The 15,710-nt window shown below is 57.6% G+C and carries 15 protein-coding genes and 1 tRNA gene; 10 read left to right on the forward strand and 6 right to left on the reverse strand.

Annotated elements, in window-relative coordinates:
- Positions 1 to 17 precede the first annotated feature (17 nt).
- From C7H08_RS12970 to C7H08_RS12985, 4 genes are all read right to left on the reverse strand, one after another.
- Positions 18 to 92, reverse strand: a tRNA-Gln gene (locus C7H08_RS12970).
- A gap of 19 nt (positions 93 to 111) precedes the next feature.
- The gene (ispE, locus tag C7H08_RS12975) at positions 112 to 975 is read right to left on the reverse strand and encodes a 4-(cytidine 5'-diphospho)-2-C-methyl-D-erythritol kinase (RefSeq protein ID WP_106672602.1); all 864 of its coding nucleotides are present in this window, start codon (positions 973 to 975) and stop codon (positions 112 to 114) included.
- Positions 976 to 979: 4 nt separating this feature from the next.
- On the reverse strand, positions 980 to 1,606 hold the full coding sequence (gene lolB / locus C7H08_RS12980) for a lipoprotein insertase outer membrane protein LolB (RefSeq protein ID WP_165793964.1): 627 nt from the start codon (positions 1,604 to 1,606) through the stop codon (positions 980 to 982).
- On the reverse strand, positions 1,606 to 3,351 hold the full coding sequence (locus tag C7H08_RS12985) for a tetratricopeptide repeat protein (protein ID WP_106672606.1): 1,746 nt from the start codon (positions 3,349 to 3,351) through the stop codon (positions 1,606 to 1,608). The genes lolB and C7H08_RS12985 overlap by 1 nt, the downstream gene beginning before the upstream one ends.
- 232 nt (positions 3,352 to 3,583) lie before the next feature.
- Between C7H08_RS12985 and hemA the strand changes: the two genes are divergently transcribed.
- The 4 genes from hemA to C7H08_RS13005 are packed head-to-tail and all read left to right on the forward strand — an operon-like array spanning position 3,584 to position 7,562.
- Positions 3,584 to 4,873, forward strand: a complete 1,290-nt coding sequence (hemA, locus tag C7H08_RS12990; protein WP_106672608.1) for a glutamyl-tRNA reductase — start codon at positions 3,584 to 3,586, stop codon at positions 4,871 to 4,873.
- Complete coding sequence (gene prfA, locus C7H08_RS12995) at positions 4,870 to 5,958, forward strand: peptide chain release factor 1 (protein ID WP_106672610.1); 1,089 nt, start codon at positions 4,870 to 4,872, stop codon at positions 5,956 to 5,958. Before hemA ends, prfA begins: the two co-directional genes overlap by 4 nt.
- Entirely contained in the window at positions 5,948 to 6,799 is an 852-nt protein-coding gene (gene prmC, locus C7H08_RS13000; protein WP_106672611.1) for a peptide chain release factor N(5)-glutamine methyltransferase, read from the forward strand. Before prfA ends, prmC begins: the two co-directional genes overlap by 11 nt.
- 16 nt (positions 6,800 to 6,815) lie before the next feature.
- Positions 6,816 to 7,562, forward strand: coding sequence for a HesA/MoeB/ThiF family protein (locus tag C7H08_RS13005; protein WP_106672613.1), 747 nt, complete (start codon positions 6,816 to 6,818; stop codon positions 7,560 to 7,562).
- 138 nt (positions 7,563 to 7,700) lie between these two features.
- On the opposite strand, the gene phrB is transcribed toward C7H08_RS13005, so the two are convergent.
- Positions 7,701 to 9,092: a deoxyribodipyrimidine photo-lyase gene (gene phrB / locus C7H08_RS13010; RefSeq protein WP_106672615.1), complete on the reverse strand. Its 1,392-nt coding sequence runs from the start codon at positions 9,090 to 9,092 to the stop codon at positions 7,701 to 7,703.
- A 138-nt stretch (positions 9,093 to 9,230) separates the two neighbouring features.
- Here phrB and C7H08_RS13015 point away from each other — a divergent pair, with 138 nt between their 5' ends.
- From C7H08_RS13015 to C7H08_RS13040, 6 genes are read left to right on the forward strand one after another with little or no spacing between them, the layout of a single operon-like run.
- On the forward strand, positions 9,231 to 10,043 hold the full coding sequence (locus C7H08_RS13015) for a hypothetical protein (RefSeq protein ID WP_106672619.1): 813 nt from the start codon (positions 9,231 to 9,233) through the stop codon (positions 10,041 to 10,043).
- A gap of 22 nt (positions 10,044 to 10,065) precedes the next feature.
- Positions 10,066 to 10,953 (forward strand): mechanosensitive ion channel family protein, encoded by an 888-nt coding sequence (locus C7H08_RS13020; protein WP_227663410.1) that lies wholly within the window; start codon positions 10,066 to 10,068, stop codon positions 10,951 to 10,953.
- Entirely contained in the window at positions 10,934 to 11,425 is a 492-nt protein-coding gene (locus C7H08_RS13025; protein ID WP_106672624.1) for an ATP-dependent zinc protease family protein, read from the forward strand. The genes C7H08_RS13020 and C7H08_RS13025 overlap by 20 nt, the downstream gene beginning before the upstream one ends.
- 2 nt (positions 11,426 to 11,427) lie before the next feature.
- Positions 11,428 to 12,333, forward strand: coding sequence for a 30S ribosomal protein S6--L-glutamate ligase (rimK, locus tag C7H08_RS13030; RefSeq protein WP_106672627.1), 906 nt, complete (start codon positions 11,428 to 11,430; stop codon positions 12,331 to 12,333).
- Positions 12,330 to 13,406, forward strand: a complete 1,077-nt coding sequence (locus C7H08_RS13035; RefSeq protein ID WP_106672630.1) for a succinylglutamate desuccinylase/aspartoacylase family protein — start codon at positions 12,330 to 12,332, stop codon at positions 13,404 to 13,406. The genes rimK and C7H08_RS13035 overlap by 4 nt, the downstream gene beginning before the upstream one ends.
- 14 nt (positions 13,407 to 13,420) lie before the next feature.
- Entirely contained in the window at positions 13,421 to 13,846 is a 426-nt protein-coding gene (locus C7H08_RS13040) for a secondary thiamine-phosphate synthase enzyme YjbQ (RefSeq protein ID WP_106672633.1), read from the forward strand.
- A gap of 20 nt (positions 13,847 to 13,866) precedes the next feature.
- Here C7H08_RS13040 and C7H08_RS13045 read toward each other — a convergent pair whose 3' ends face one another.
- Positions 13,867 to 15,528, reverse strand: a complete 1,662-nt coding sequence (locus tag C7H08_RS13045; protein ID WP_165793965.1) for a sensor domain-containing diguanylate cyclase — start codon at positions 15,526 to 15,528, stop codon at positions 13,867 to 13,869.
- Positions 15,529 to 15,710: the final 182 nt, after the last annotated feature.

Consider the following 15,710-nt stretch of genomic DNA (forward strand, 5'->3'; position numbering starts at 1 on the left):
AAGAAGCGGGAGAAAGGTGGCTGGGGTGGCAGGATTCGAACCTGCGCATGACGGGATCAAAACCCGTTGCCTTACCACTTGGCGACACCCCAGTATCGTGCTTTTTTGGCATCATTTTAGCTCTGTTAGCTTTTGGTGAAGAGGCGATATGTTCACCCCTTTAGCTACGAACCCCTTGATGCCGGAGGGTTTGCTTTCCCAGATAATCCGGGCTGCGGATTCTGTAGGGAAACGTCCAAAAATGCAAGCCCCGGTTCCGGTTAATCTTGCAGGTCCGAATTGTGACAGCCATTTAAGGCCTTTCTGAACCTCTGGATACAGTTCGCAAACTACATCCTCACAGTCGTTTCGGTACCTCGAGGCGTCTCCCTCAAAAGCGGGCGCTATTTTCATTTTTGGGGTGCCCCTTGTCAACCCTTGTTCCGAAAAAATCTTACCGGTGTTTATTTCACAGTCAGGTTTGAGCACCACAAACCAGTCTTCCGGTGGATTAGCTGGCGTGAGTATTTCGCCAATGCCTTCGCCGAAGGCGGCGTGGCCCCGGACAAACACCGGGACGTCTGCGCCCAGCTTCAGGCCGATATCGGCCAGCTCGTCTTCGCTGAGGTTGAGCTGCCAAAGGTGATTCAATGCAACCAGGGTTGTGGCAGCGTTTGAACTGCCGCCGCCGAGACCGCCACCCATGGGCAGGCGCTTGGTGATATGGATGCTTGCGCCGGGTACAGGGCGCCCTGCGATGTCAGTCAGGGCTCTGGCGGCACGGACAATCAGATTGTCGTCGTCCGGCACCCCGTCTACCGGTTCTCTGAGGCGTATGCCTGGGTGCTCCGGGGTCAGGGTGAAGGTAATATCATCGCCGTAATCGAGAAACTGAAACAGAGTTTGCAGCTCGTGGTAGCCATCGGGTCGTTTGCCAACGATGTGCAGAAACAGGTTGAGTTTTGCCGGCGAGGGCAGGGTAATACTTTGGCTCACGTGTTCAGTCCTTGCGCTGCCAGTCGCTGATCACCACCCGTACGCGCTTGTCGTCTTTGAGAGCGGTGATTTTGGCGGGAAGTTGTGGCAGATCTTCAATAAACGGCTGCCAGCGGTCGTAGCGGATCTCCCAGCCGCTCTGGTGAATGATGGCGAGTTGCTGTCGATCGTCGAACAGCAATCGAAAATCGCTGGCCGGTGAGGGCAGGCCGCGGATCCACCAGGTCAGGCTGTCGATCGGGAGTTGCCAGCCTGTTGCTGCAAGCACCAGGGTTTCCGGTTCGGAGGACTGGTAAGTGTCGCCATTGGCCAGTTGCAGCTTCAGAAATCCGGGCGTGCCGAGCAGGCGGGTACTGCCCATCCCCAGAAAAGCGGAAGACAGCGCCAGGTCGTATTGTTCGCCCTGCTGTTCCCAGTGATTGATGACCGCGGTACCGCTGTCGGAAGGCTGGCGTACGGCCAGTTTGCCCGATAGTTGCCAGTGGTCAAACTGATTGAGTGACCGGCTGCGCTGTGTCCAATCTGCAGGCGGTTGCTCGGTCATGCCTTCGGGCAGGGGCTCCAGCTGGATGGTGGTGCAGCCGCCCAGCAAGGTGATCAGTAGCAGGGCGGGGATCAATTGCTTGAGCATCAGGAGTTTCCGTTGCCGGTGAGCCGTTCGATGGTTTCGCGTAAAATGTCGTGATTCGGCGCCTGCTCGAGGCCTTGCTCCCAGATAATCTGCGCCTGTTCTTCGTTACCGGTTACCCACAGAGCCTCGCCGTAATGCGCCGCCACCTCCGGGTCGGGGTAGGCGGCCCAGGCGTCGGCCAGGTAGGTCAGTGCCGATTCGAAGTCACCCAGGCGGAATCGAACCCAGCCCATGCTGTCGAGGATGGCCGGGTTGCCCGGATCCAGTGCCAGCGCCTGCTCGATGTAGCCCCGGGCTTCTTCGAGGCGCTCTGTTCGAATGGTCAGGATGTAGCCCAAGGCGTTCAGTGCAACTGCGTTGTCCGGTTGTTGCGCGAGGACTGTCCTCAGGTCCTGTTCTGCCTGACCGGTGTTGCCGAGCGTATCGTGGAGCATGGCCCGGGTATAACGAATCTGAACATTGTCGGGGAATGCCTCCAGGGCGTCGTTGGCGGCCGTCATGGCCGCAGGCTTGCGCTGCTGGTCAAGCAGCAGATCGATTTCCAGCAGCCAGAAATTTTCGGCTTGTCCGGGGTTGACCTCTCTCAAATTCTGAATGTTGGCAATAGCTTCATCAGGCTTGCCGGCCTGAGCCTGTAATTCGCTCGCTCTGGACAGTGCAGGAAAGAAATAATTACCGTTCTCCACACTGATGTAATAGCCAATGGCCTGGGGAATGTTGCCGGCTTCTTCTTCGAGTCTTCCCAGGTAATAGTTGGCCTCATCCACATGATGACCCTGTTCGGACAGTTGGGTCAGCTCTCTTCTGGCCAGCTCGGTTTGACGATTTTCCAGAGCCACCAGGGCGTAAGAGAGTCGCAGGCCGGGTGTTTCCGGGTATCGGGTGACCAGACGTTCAAATTCGTCTTGGGCTGCTTGCAGCTCGCCTTCGTTGATCAGTATGCGGCCATAAAGTGTGCCCAGCTGGCGATTGGCGGGATAGCGCCGGGTACTGGTGGTCAGGTAGCTCAGGGCTTCTCTTGTCTGGCCAGTTTGATAAAGCAGGTCGCCCTTGAGAACAATGGCCGGCTGAAAGTCGGCTTCCCGGGCAAGCAGCTGCTCGAGGCGACTCAGTCCTTGTTCCGGTGCCCCCGTGATTTTCAGGAGCAGGGCAATACTGTATTCCAGTTCCGGGGTGTCGGGATGACGCTCTGCCAGTTTCTCATAGAGGGCGAGCAGTTCCTGTTGCTGCGGTGCCGGCAGATTGGCTGACATGGCGGCCAGGCTGTCGAAATCGGCGTCTTCATCCTGTTCCATGATGTGCTCCATGTGGAACAGGGCGGCCTCAAGGTTCTGACGTTTGACGGCCTGAATCGCCGAGACCCGATGGGCCAGCAGGTTGTCGGGCTCAAGTTCCAGCCACAGCTCGGCCAGTTGCAGCTGGGCGTTGTCTGCGTTGAGTGTCTGGGCAATTCGCATGGCTCTGGTGATCACGCCTTTATCTTTCGATGTTTTGGCGGCTTTCAGATAGTTCACTAGGGTGACGTCGTAGCGTCCGCGCTGGGCAGCAATTTCGGCCGCCAGAAGTTGATAGAGCACTTCCGGTTCGAAATCCGCATCGCGCACTGCCTCCGTCTCGGTAATGACTTCGGCTTTCGGCGCCTCAGCCGTCGGCTCCGATGTTCCGGAAAAGGCGGCGCAGCCGGGTAAAACGGCGATGGTGAATCCCAGCAGGCAGGTAACCAGATACGGTGCGGATCTTTGCATGCAACTTCCCGTGTGCTATCGGCGGAACATCAGAGTTAACCACATTCTGCCCCAGAATTGAGTCAGATCGGGTTACGGCCATGGTTGAGCCCCTATAATGGCATAAGCATCTGATCTTGCCCAACCTGTCCGCAGTTGCCGAAGTCGCCCCCTTTTCGGGTGGCAGGCGGTGACTCACGCCGGTAGAATGGTGAGTAACATCCACGAACGGTAAGGGTTTTCTAACCTACAAATGGCATTGCTGACGCTGGGAATCAATCACCGAACCGCACCCGTGGAGATCCGCGAGCGTGTGGCCTTTACGCCGGAGCGGATGGCGGAAGCCTTTTCCGAGCTTCGCGCGGCTACCGGTGCCAGTGAGGCAGCCATCCTGTCTACCTGCAACCGTACCGAGCTATACCTGGCCGGTGACGACGATTGCGCGCCCACCGTTCTGCGTTGGTTGGCGGGGTTTCATGAACTCGATGTGGCCGATCTCGAGAATGTTCTGTACGTGCATCGGGATTCGGATGCCGTCCGACATATGATGCGGGTGGCCGCAGGTCTTGACTCCATGGTGCTCGGCGAGCCGCAGATTTTCGGCCAGCTCAAGGACGCCTACGCCTTGGCTCGAGAGCATGGCGCCAGTGGCTCCTTCCTGTCACGGTTGTTTGAGCAGACTTTCTCCGTGGCCAAGCGGGTTCGCACCGAGACCGCCATTGGTGAGAATCCGGTGTCAGTAGCCTATGCCTCCGTCAGCATGGCGCACCACATTTTTGCGGATATGTCCCGCAACAAGGCGCTGCTAATCGGAGCAGGCAAAACCATCGAGCTGGTAGCCCGGCATCTGGCAGATGCCGGCGTGCGCCAGTTTGTGGTGGCCAACCGGACTCTGGAAAGGGCTCAGATGCTGGCGGAAACCCATGGCGGCAAGGGTATCCTGCTCTCTGACATTCCCGATTATCTGGCGGATGTGGACATCATTATTTCTTCCACCGCCAGCCCCCTGCCGATCCTGGGCAAAGGGGCGGTAGAGCGGGCGCTGAAGAGACGTAAGCATCGCCCCTATTTTATGGTTGATATTGCCGTTCCTAGGGACATCGAACCTGAAGTGGGCGCACTGGCAGACGTTTATCTGTACACGGTAGATGATCTGCGCCAGGTGATTGAAGAGAACATCCGGTCCCGGGAAGGCGCAGCTCGGGAGGCGGAGAACCTGATCACCAGCGGTGTCCAGGAGTTTCTGGATCAGCTGCGGGCGCTGGATGCGGTGTCGACGCTCAAGGTGTTTCGCCAGCGTGCAGAATTGCTGCGTGACATAGAATCGGACAAGGCACTACGCGCCCTGCGTAATGGTGCCGATCCGGAAACGGTTTTGCGCAGTCTGGCCCGGGGTCTTACTAATAAGCTGCTGCATCAACCTTCGGTGCAGGTCCGCAAGGCGATGTCCGAAGGTCGCACAGAAGTCACTGAGTGTCTGCGGGAGCTGTATCAGCTTGACGCCCTGGAAGCTGACGAGCCCGTCACCACGGAAAAACTATGAAATCATCTATTCAGTCTCGCCTCGAACATCTTGTTGAACGGTTCGAGGAGGTCAACGCGTTGCTGAGTGATGCCTCGGTGATTGGCAATCAGGACAAGTTCCGGGACCTGTCCCGTGAGTTCTCTGAAATAGAGCCTGTGGTCAAAGGCTTTCAGGCCTGGCAGCAGGCGCTTGAAGATATGGCTGAGGCGAAAGAGCTGGCGAAAGACGGCGATGCCGATATGCGCGCCATGGCCGAAGATGAGCTCGCCAGCGCCCGGGACCGGTCCGAACAGCTGGACGCAGAACTCCAGCGCCTGATGTTGCCGAAAGATCCCAATGACAAGAAAAACGTGTTTTTGGAAGTGCGTGCCGGTACCGGTGGTGACGAGGCCGCCATTTTTGCCGGTGACCTGTTCAAGATGTATTCCCGGTTTGCTGAGCGCCGCCGCTGGCAAATCGAGGTGCTGAATGAAAGCGAGGGCGAGCACGGTGGCTACAAAGAGCTGATTGCCCGGGTGTCCGGAGAGGGCGTTTATGGTGCTCTGAAATTCGAGTCTGGTGCGCATCGGGTGCAGCGAGTACCGGAAACCGAATCCCAGGGCCGTATTCATACTTCGGCCTGTACGGTCGCGGTGATTCCGGAGGCCGACGAAACCGAAGCCGTTGAGATTAATAAGGCCGACTTGCGCATAGACACCTTTCGCTCGTCCGGTGCCGGTGGTCAGCACGTCAACAAAACCGACTCGGCCATCCGCATCACCCACCTGCCGACTGGTATGGTGGTGGAATGCCAGGAAGAGCGTTCGCAACACAAAAACCGTGCCAAAGCCATGAGCCTGCTGGCGTCACGCCTGCAGAATGCCGAGCTTGAGAAACAGCAGAAATCCATGGCCGAAACCCGTAAAAGCCTGGTGGGAAGTGGCGACCGTTCCGAGCGCATTCGAACCTACAATTTCCCCCAGGCCCGGGTGACCGACCACCGCATCAATCTGACGCTGTACAAGCTGGACGAAGTGATTGGCGGCGACCTGGATGCCGTGGTTCTGCCCCTGCAACAAGAGCATCAGGCGGAACTGCTGGCTGAACTGGCCCATGATCAGTGAACCTTCGCTAAGCTGTGAACACCTGCTGAAAGCGGCGGTTGCCCGTATTCAGGGTGACTCACCGCGGCTGGATGCCGAGCTGTTGCTGCACCACGTCACCGGCCTGAGCCGAACCAGCTTCCGGGCCTGGCCCGAACGGGAAGTCACTGCCGAGCAGGCAGCGCAGTTTGCTGACCTGTTGGCAGAGCGGGTCAATGGCAAGCCCATTGCCTATCTGTTGGGTCAGCAGGAATTCTGGTCTTTACCCCTGAACGTCAGCCCTTCAACTCTGATCCCGAGGCCGGACACTGAATGCCTGGTGGAAGCAGCGCTGTCATTGGGGCTGCCGGAGCATTCGGCGGTGCTCGACCTGGGCACCGGTACTGGCGCCATTGCCTTGGCCCTCGCAAGCGAAAAACAAGATTGGCAGATCATGGCCAGCGATCGCATTATCGACGCCGTCGAACTGGCTCGTGCCAATAGCGCCGCCCTGAACCTGCCGATCACCGTGCTGCAGAGCCACTGGTTTGCCCAACTACCCGATGTACGCTTTGATCTGCTGGTTTCCAATCCGCCTTATATCCCCGCCAGTGATCGTCATCTCAGCGAAGGTGGTGTGCGGTTTGAACCCTCGTCTGCCCTGGTCGCCGGTGATGACGGTCTGGACGACATCCGGCTGCTGATCTCCGAAGGCCTGAACTGGCTCAACGACGGTGGTTGGATGCTGCTGGAACACGGCTATGATCAGAGCGAAGCGGTCCGGCATTTGTTTACCAAGGCGGGATGGCACAAGGTAGAAACCCGCAAGGATTACGGTGGCAACGACCGCATGACCCTTGCCCAAAAACCCATCCGCGACTAATCAGCGAGACAACACCATGCTCAGTGATGAGGAACTGCTTCGATACAGCCGTCAGATCCTGATGCCACGGTTTGATATTGCCGGGCAGGAAAAGCTCAAGTCGGCTCGCGCACTGGTGCTGGGGGCTGGCGGCCTGGGTTGCCCGGTGGCGCTGTACTTGGGCGCAGCCGGAATCGGCCAGCTGACCCTGGTGGATGACGATCAGATCGAACTGGCCAACCTGCAGCGCCAGATCGGTTTTGAACAGCGCTGGCTGGGCGACTCCAAAGCCGAACGCCTGGCCGAACGGGTGCGTGCCATCAACCCGGATATTACCGTAACTGCGGTCAATCGCCGTGTGGATGGCGATGACCTGCACCAGTTGGTGGTCGAGTCGTCGTTGGTGCTCGACTGTACCGACAACTTCAACACCCGCTTTGCCCTTAACCGGGCTTCAGTTGCCGCCGGCGTGCCGCTGGTGTCCGGTGCCGCCATCCGTGGCGAAGGCCAGCTGTCGGTCTACGACCCCCGGCACCCGGACAGTCCCTGTTACCACTGCTTGTACCCGGAGCAAGGCAACGAAGAATTGACCTGCTCCGAAGCCGGAGTGATCGCCCCGCTAGTGGGCATGATTGGTTCGGCGCAGGCGATGGAAGCCATCAAGGTGATCAGCGGCGTGGGCAGGCCCTTGATTGGTCGCCTGTTGATTCTCGATGCCTGGCAGATGGAATGGCGGGAAATGAAGCTGGCGAAGGATCCACATTGTCCAGTGTGTTCGACATAACGCCGAGTGGGGCAGGGTTGGGTAAGCCTTTCCAAAAAACGCTCCTTGCGGCACATCCCTGTGGCGCTTGGGCTCCGCCATCCCTGGCTCCGCACATTTTTGGAAAGGCTTACCCAACCCTGCCCGCCAACGTGTGAGTCAGTCCTTCAACGCCTGAAATCTGGCAATCGCCTCTTTGCGACTTTCCTTCAAGTCCACTATCGGCCGCGGGTAGCCGCCGGGGATGACGCCGCCCTTGGAGGGGTCGTGAATCCGCTTGTTATCCAGCTTGGCCAATTCCGGCACCCACTGGCGAATAAACTCCCCCTTTGGGTCAAACCGCTCGCTCTGGGTGACCGGGTTGAATACCCGGAAATAGGGCGCTGCATCGGTGCCGGTTGACGCGCTCCATTGCCAGCCACCGTTGTTGGAGGCCAGAAAGCCGTCCACCAGATTCTGCATGAACCAGGCCTCGCCCAGGCGCCAGTCGATGAACAGGTTTTTGGTGAGGAACATGGCGGTAATCATACGCAAACGGTTGTGCATCCAGCCGGTCGCTTTTAACTGACGCATGGCGGCATCGACGATCGGAATACCGGTGCGGCCAGACTTCCAGGCTTCGAAATGCAGTCCCGGATCATTCCACGCCAAGGCTTCGGTTTCCGGCTTGAAGGCTCGGTGCATGCTGATCCGCGGGTAGTGATAGAGGATGTTGATGTAAAAATCCCGCCAGGCAATTTCACTGATCCAGGTTTCGATGCCTTCGCCCGTCGCGCCGGTCTGCCTCGCGGCAATCAGGCACTGGCGGCCGGATAGCACGCCATTGGCCAGATAGGGGGACAACTGACTGGTGCCGTCCACCGCAGGCAAGTCCCGGGTGTCTTTGTAGTTTTTGGCTTGTTCCGCCAGAAACGCGTCTAACTGATTGTGGGCAGCGTCTTCACCGGTGCTGACCAAAGACTCCGGCGCACCCTGAAAGGGAGCAGGCAGAGTGTCTGTCTGTTCCGGCTGTAACTCCGGGCCCATGGCAGTCGGTGACGGAAACAACGCGGGCTGGGTTTCTTCAATCCAGCTGCGCCAGCGTCGGGAAAACGGGGTAAATACCGAGTAGGGCTCATTTTGCTGGGTTAGAATCTGGCCGACGGGCGCAACGGTCTGGTCGCGGTATTTGTTTACACCTACACCCAGATCGGTTAGGCGGTCCCGAATCTGCTTATCGCGGCGTCGCTCGTTGATGCCATACTCTTCGTTAATATGCAGATGACTGACTGCGTTCTGCCGGCAGTACTGTTCCAGTGCGTTAATGCTGTCTGTAAAGGTGTCTGCATGAATAAACGACAGCGCAATACCCAGCTTCGCCAGTTGTTTCGACAGGTCGTTGGCGTGTTCCAGCACAAACCGGGCCCGCGCAGCCGACCAGTCATGCTCCTGCCACTGCCCGGGCGTTACCATAAAACAAGCACGTACGGGGGCCCCGCTTTTGCAGGCTGCGGTCAGTGCAGGGTTGTCAGCGATGCGAAGGTCATTCCGGAACCAGACCAGTTCTGTCATGAGGATTTTTACCTTGGTGCAGTGGGATAGTGGTAATTACAGGCGGTAGATCAGTGGTTTGTATATTCGCTGCAACTACCGGATTGGATTATAGTTAAGCAGTAAAGCCAGCCACGAAAAAGGAGTGTTTTCCAGGGCATGACAGAACAACCCGAAAGCCAGCGCGACGGTGCCTGGGCGCACCCCTATCAACTGGCTTCTGGCCAGACTCAAAAGCACCAGCTAGGCCATACCCAATTGTGGGTTACACTGCTAGATCTGGAATGGCAGATTCGAGTGCAGGATATGGCCCTTGGCGCAGACCCAGAAGATTGGTACGAAACCACTGGCCATATCCTGCCCTCCGTGGATCTGCCGGTACAGCGTTTTGTGCGGACCCAGGACAACGGTATAGTTCGTTTTTACCCGGCCATGGCGGGATTGCCTACGGTGATCCGCCCCTTCCAGCCTTTGACGATCCCGGCCGGTGCCCGATGCGTTTTGTACGTGGGTACGGGGCTGTGGATGAAAGTTTGTGTAGGCAACGAACAAGCCGAACTGGCAGAGTTACCTTTGGCCCCACCCTCCATGACCTGGTTGGGCCGCAATACCCGGGAGGGGGAGTTGTGTTATGCCTCGTCAACCTATGGTCGACTGGCACTGGAAGCCGTCCCCAAGCGGCCCTGGCGAGCCGTCACTCCGGTAACGATCATCAACGAGCGAGAAAAACCGCTGTTGCTGGAGCGGTTCAGCCTGCCTACACCGCTGCTTTCGTTGCACCGCAATGGGCGGGGGCAGCTCTGGACGCCCGGTGTCACCGTGGAATGTGAGACCGATATGAGTTCGGCCAGCCTGCATATTGACCACTCGGTGATTGCTGAGGCTGGCCAGTGTGAGTTAATTGCGCCAGCCAGGGAAAAGCTGGCCAGGGGCCGACGGCTGGTTCGTACCTTTGATCACATGTTCGGCTGATAGTCTCGACAGGAGGGTTCCTTTGTTTGAAGCAATACGAGCAACGATGGTGCAGGTGATTAACGGTATTGCCTGGGGTCAGTGGCTGTCTGCCGGGTTTTTGCTGGTACTCGGTATGGTTCTGGGCACGCTGGTGGCCCGCAGTGTTGGCCGCATGGTGGAGACACGGGTCTCCCTCCATCACCAAGTGATGATTCGCCGGTTGTTTTTCTATTTGGTGTTTCTGCTGTTTGCCATGGCGGCACTGCGCGAAGCCGGATTCTCGTTGGAAGTGGTGTTGGGGGCCGCCGGCATTCTGACCGTGGCCATTGGTTTTGCCTCGCAGACATCGGCCTCGAACATCATCAGCGGCTTGTTCCTGGTGATTGAGAAGCCCTTTGAGATTGGTGATGTTATTGAAGTGGACTCCACCCTTGGTGAGGTTGTCGCCATCGACCTGCTGAGTGTAAAACTGCGCACGCCGGATAACCTGTACGTGCGTATCCCCAACGAAACCCTGATCAAAACCCGGGTAGTTAACCGTTCACGCTATCCTATACGCCGGATTGATCTGGCCATCGGCATCGCCTATGCCGAAGATGTTGAGCGTGTCAGCGGCCTGTTGCTGGAGTTGGCGAAAGAGAACGCCGTGTGCCTGGAAGAGCCTAAACCCTTTGTGTTGGTCACCGGTTTTGGCGCGTCTTCAGTGGATCTGCAGTTTTCCCTTTGGGTGCCCAAAGACAAGTTCTTTGATGGCCGCGGCAGCATGATGATCGCTGTCAAGAAACTGCTTGATAAACAGGGTATTGAGATACCGTTTCCTCATACCAGCATTTATGCCGGTAGCCATTCCGAACCTTTCCGTGTGCAACTGATGGGCCCGGAAAAACAAAAAGATAAGGACTCCGCGGATGTCGACAGCAACCACTGAAGTTATCAAGACCATCCCCGAGATTCAGGCTGACAATAAAACCGCTCTTGGCTGGCGTGAATGGGTGGCATTGCCGGATCTGGATATCACGCGAATTAAAGCGAAAGTGGATACCGGAGCCCGCACCTCCTGTCTGCATACGTTTCGGACTGAACCCTACACCGTGAATGGTGAACGACGAGTGAAATTCTGGGTGCACCCGGTTCAGAATGAGCTGCACCACGTGGTCGAGTGTGACGCCAAAGTGCTGGATGAACGCACGGTGTCGGATTCCGGTGGCCACAAAGAATTGCGGCTGGTGATCGAAACTACCCTGGTGGTGGGCGACCAGAGCTGGCCGATTGAAATGACCTTGACCAACCGGGACTCCATGCGATTCCGGATGTTACTGGGACGGACCGCCATGGCGGGCCGGTCCCTGGTTTACCCTGAAGCTTCTTACCTGGCCGGTGAACCGGCATTGAGGACCTGAATATGAAAATTGCGGTACTGTCGCGAAACCGTCACCTCTACTCGACCCGGCGTTTGGTGGAGGAAGGCATCAATCGTGGCCACGAAGTGAAGGTGATTGACTGCCTTCACTGCTCCATGAACATCACCTCCGCAAACCCGCAGATCCATTACCATGAAGAAGTGCTGGAAAACTTCGACGTGGTGGTGCCCCGGATCGGTGCTTCGGTCACCTTCTACGGAACGGCGGTACTGCGCCAGTTCGAGATGATGGGCGTATTTCCGGTGAACGAATCCGTTGCCGTCACCCGCTCCCGTGACAAGCTGCGTTCGCTGCAGCTATTGGCCCGTAAAGGCGTTGGTATGCCGGTCACCGGCTTTGCCAACAAGCCCGACAACGTGCCGGAGCTGTTGAGCATGGTGGGCGGCGCTCCGGTGGTGATCAAATTGCTGCAAGGCACTCAGGGTATCGGCGTGGTGCTGGCGGAAACCCGCAAGGCGGCCGAAAGCGTGATTGAGGCCTTTATGGGCCTGAAAGCCGACATTCTGGTGCAGGAATTCATCAAAGAAGCTGGCGGTGCCGATATCCGCTGCTTCGTGATTGGTGACAAGGTGATCGCCGCCATGAAACGGCAGGGTGCGGATGGCGAATTCCGCTCCAATCTTCACCGGGGCGGCACAGCGTCGTTGATCCGTATTACGCCGGAAGAGCGACGCACCGCGATCACCGCCGCCAAGGCCATGGGCCTGAACGTGGCGGGTGTCGATCTGCTGCGCTCCAGCCGCGGGCCGCTGGTGATGGAGGTGAACTCCTCTCCGGGCCTTGAAGGCATCGAAAACGCCACCGGCAAGAACGTCGCCGGCATGATCATCAACTGGATTGAGAAGAACTACAGACCGTGGAAAACAAAGACCAGGGGAACAGGTTGAAACCGGCGGCGAGAGCACCGTTTGATATTGCCGGCGCCCAAGTGCCAGCCGGTACCCGCCAAACGGTAGAAGTGCAGGTTGCCAAACTCTACACTCATACGCCCCTGCACATACCGGTGGAAGTGGTGCATGGCCGCCGTGACGGCCCGGTGCTGATGGTGTGTGGTGCCATTCACGGGGATGAAATCAACGGTGTTGAAATCATCCGCCGAGTATTGAAAAACTCGGCGCTCCAGCATCTGCGCGGCACCCTGGTGGCGGTGCCGATCGTCAATATCTTCGGCTTTGTTCAGCGCACCCGGTATCTGCCGGACCGCCGGGATCTGAACCGGTGCTTCCCAGGCTCCGAGAGCGGCTCTCTGGGTGGTCGTATCGCGTACCTGCTGCGCACCCTGATTATGGAAAAGGTCACCCACATCATTGACCTGCACACCGGCGCCGTTCACCGTTTCAATCTGCCGCAGATCCGGGCGGAATTGAAAAACCCGGAAACCTCCCGTATGGCGGACGCGTTTGGTGCGCCCATCATCATCAATGCCGGGTTGCGGGAAGGCAGTCTGCGCGCTTACGCCGATTCGCTTGATATTCCGGTGATTACCTTCGAGGGTGGCGAAGCCTTGCGGTTTGACGACGTGGTCATTGCCAGCGGTGTCAAAGGTATCATCCGGGTGATGCGCGAACTGGAAATGGTGCCTGCTAAGAAAGGCCCGAAAGCGCCCAAGAAACGCTCGGAAACCGCGGCCAATTCGCAATGGGTGCGGGCCGATATCGACGGCATCATGCGGCCGGTGGCCAAGCTGGGCCAGCGAGTGCGCAAAGGCCAGAAACTGGCGATGGTGGCCGACCCCTTCGGAGAAACCGAAGTGGCTATTATCTCGCCCTGTTCCGGTATTGTTATCTGTGTGAACAACCTGCCGTTGGTTAACGAGGGTGAGGCGATCTATCACGTGGCCAGGTTTGATGAACTGGGTGAGGCCGAGAAGGCCATGGACTACTTCAGAAGCTCCTACGAGAGCGAGATGTCGGAAGACGCCGTGGTCCCCGTTCACCCCTGGGACGACTTGCAGAAATAACCGGAGGAGTCATCATGATCTGGCACCAGAACACTATCGAGCTGGCCCCCTTACCCCGGGGCTTTCACCTGGTCACCAACGACATCCTTGCCCAGGCGCCGGAGCTTGCCAATTGTGAAGTGGGCTTGCTGAATCTGTTCATCCAGCACACCTCCGCCTCCCTGGCCATCAACGAAAACGCCGACCCGGATGTGCGGCGTGATCTGGAGCGGCATTTCAGTGTGATGGTGCCGGAAAACACCCCCTATTATGAACACACCGTGGAAGGGCCGGACGACATGCCGGCCCACATTAAAAGCGTGATGATCGGGCCCTCCCTCACCCTCCCGATCAGCCACGGCCAGCTGGCGCTGGGCACCTGGCAGGGTATCTACCTGTGCGAGCACCGGGATAATGCCGATGGTCGGAAGATTGTCGCGACCTTGCAGGGGCGGTGGTAGCGGGACGTTGAAAACGGCGCTTACCTGACAGTCGGTTCAACCGCCTGGTATCCGAAATTGTGTCTGCCCCGCTCCTTGACCTTGTATAGCGCCTTGTCCGCAGCGCTTACAAGGTCCTCCACCGTCAGGTCGCTGCGGGGTACCACCGTTGACACGCCGGTGCTGATGGTCAGGAAAGGCTCAACCGGGTTGCAGTCGTGTTCAATATTGGCTGCGATGATCCGCTCTCGTATCGAAGCCGCAATCTCGGTAGCGGCCTCGACGTCGGTTCCCGGAAGCACCAGCAGGAATTCCTCGCCACCGTATCGCGCTGCCATATCGGTTTTCCGTTGCACGGCGTCTGTCAGAATCGCCGCAACTTGTTTGATCGCTTCGTCTCCTGCCTGGTGCCCATATCGGTCATTGTAGAGTTTGAAATGGTCAATGTCGGCAAGCATGATGGTGAGAGGGTCGCCGGTTCGGCTCAATATCTCCCAGGCTTGCTCCAGCTTCCTTTCAAGAGCCAGTCGATTCGATAGCCCGGTGAGGGGGTCGTGCTCTGACAACCGCCTCAATTCTGCGTTGGCGCTCTGGAGTTCGCCCTGGATTTCAAGCACCTTTTGATGTTTTGAGGTTAACTCGGCGTTCAGCCTCAGCAGTTCCGTATTGTTTGACTCGATCATCCCCAGCATGGCGTTGAACTCCCGGGACAGGGCCCCGATTTCATCGTTATTCCTGATACTGGCCCGGAGCGAGTAGTCCATGGCATTGGAGATACTGGATATATCGGCCTTCAGGCTCAATATCGGTTTTACCACCATCCATCGGAACAGTGCCAGCAGTGCTGCCGCGAGCAGGGTGCACAAGAATACGAGCAGGGCGACGCCGTAGAACGTAATGTCTCGACCCACCTCAGTAATGTGGCGGGGTAGAATCGCGGTTGCCCGCAGGCTTGGAATGTCCTCGATGCTGTAGATCTTTGAAGCGGTGAGGGCACTTCGGTCAATGATTGCCAGTGTATAGGCGTCTGAGGCTCCCGAAACGTCGGCTTCCGACACCGGTTCGATACTGAAATCCTGGACAATCTGTTCTGAAAATTTGCTTATCAGTTCGTCATCGAGAAACTGGCCAAACACGACGTAGCCCTTGTGTGGGCCGGAGCCGTCGCTCTTCACGATCGGTCGCATGGCAAAGAGAACGGGCATACCTCCTACCTGAACGATGCCGCTCGTTTTCTGGTCATCGATGTGTTCTTCAGGATCAATCCGGTACGTAAATCCAGACGTTGCTGCCAGAACGCCATCGAGGTAGGCGTCTGTCAGATCGACGAACCCGCCGTCCACAGGGAAGTCGAAAATCCTGCCCCAGACCGGTTCCCGGTCCAGATTCAGAAACAGCACAACGTCAAACCCGAAGTTGAGGAAGGTGTCAGGGTACAGATTGGACTCGATGTAGTCGGGATCGCCGGTTTGTATGAAGGCATAGGTGTCATTCCATGCCGACCAGTCGTATACCGTGAAATCAATGGTTTCCCGCTGTGTTTCCAGCCTCCGGACGACCCGGTCAATGTTATCTCTGGCGTAATCCAGCTCGATCTCATGAAAGGCGGGGTAGACGATGCTGCGTTGGATATAGAAGGCCGACAATGAAAGCAAAAGACCCATCAGCAGAATCAATGCGGTGGTTTTTGCGGAAATCGACATGGCATTGGGCCTTGCTTGCGGGCGAAAGTTCTGGAGTAGGCTGGGCTCATGTTCAATGTCGAGGCTGGCTTGTTCATAGTTTGAACAGTCACGTCCCGCGATGGAAGGCATTGGACAAGATTTGACAGTCCGGGATTTGACGCCTGCTCGCAATCGTTGGATAACTCTCCTTCTTGCAACGT

Source organism: Marinobacter halophilus, from assembly GCF_003007685.1.
GTDB lineage: Bacteria > Pseudomonadota > Gammaproteobacteria > Pseudomonadales > Oleiphilaceae > Marinobacter > Marinobacter halophilus.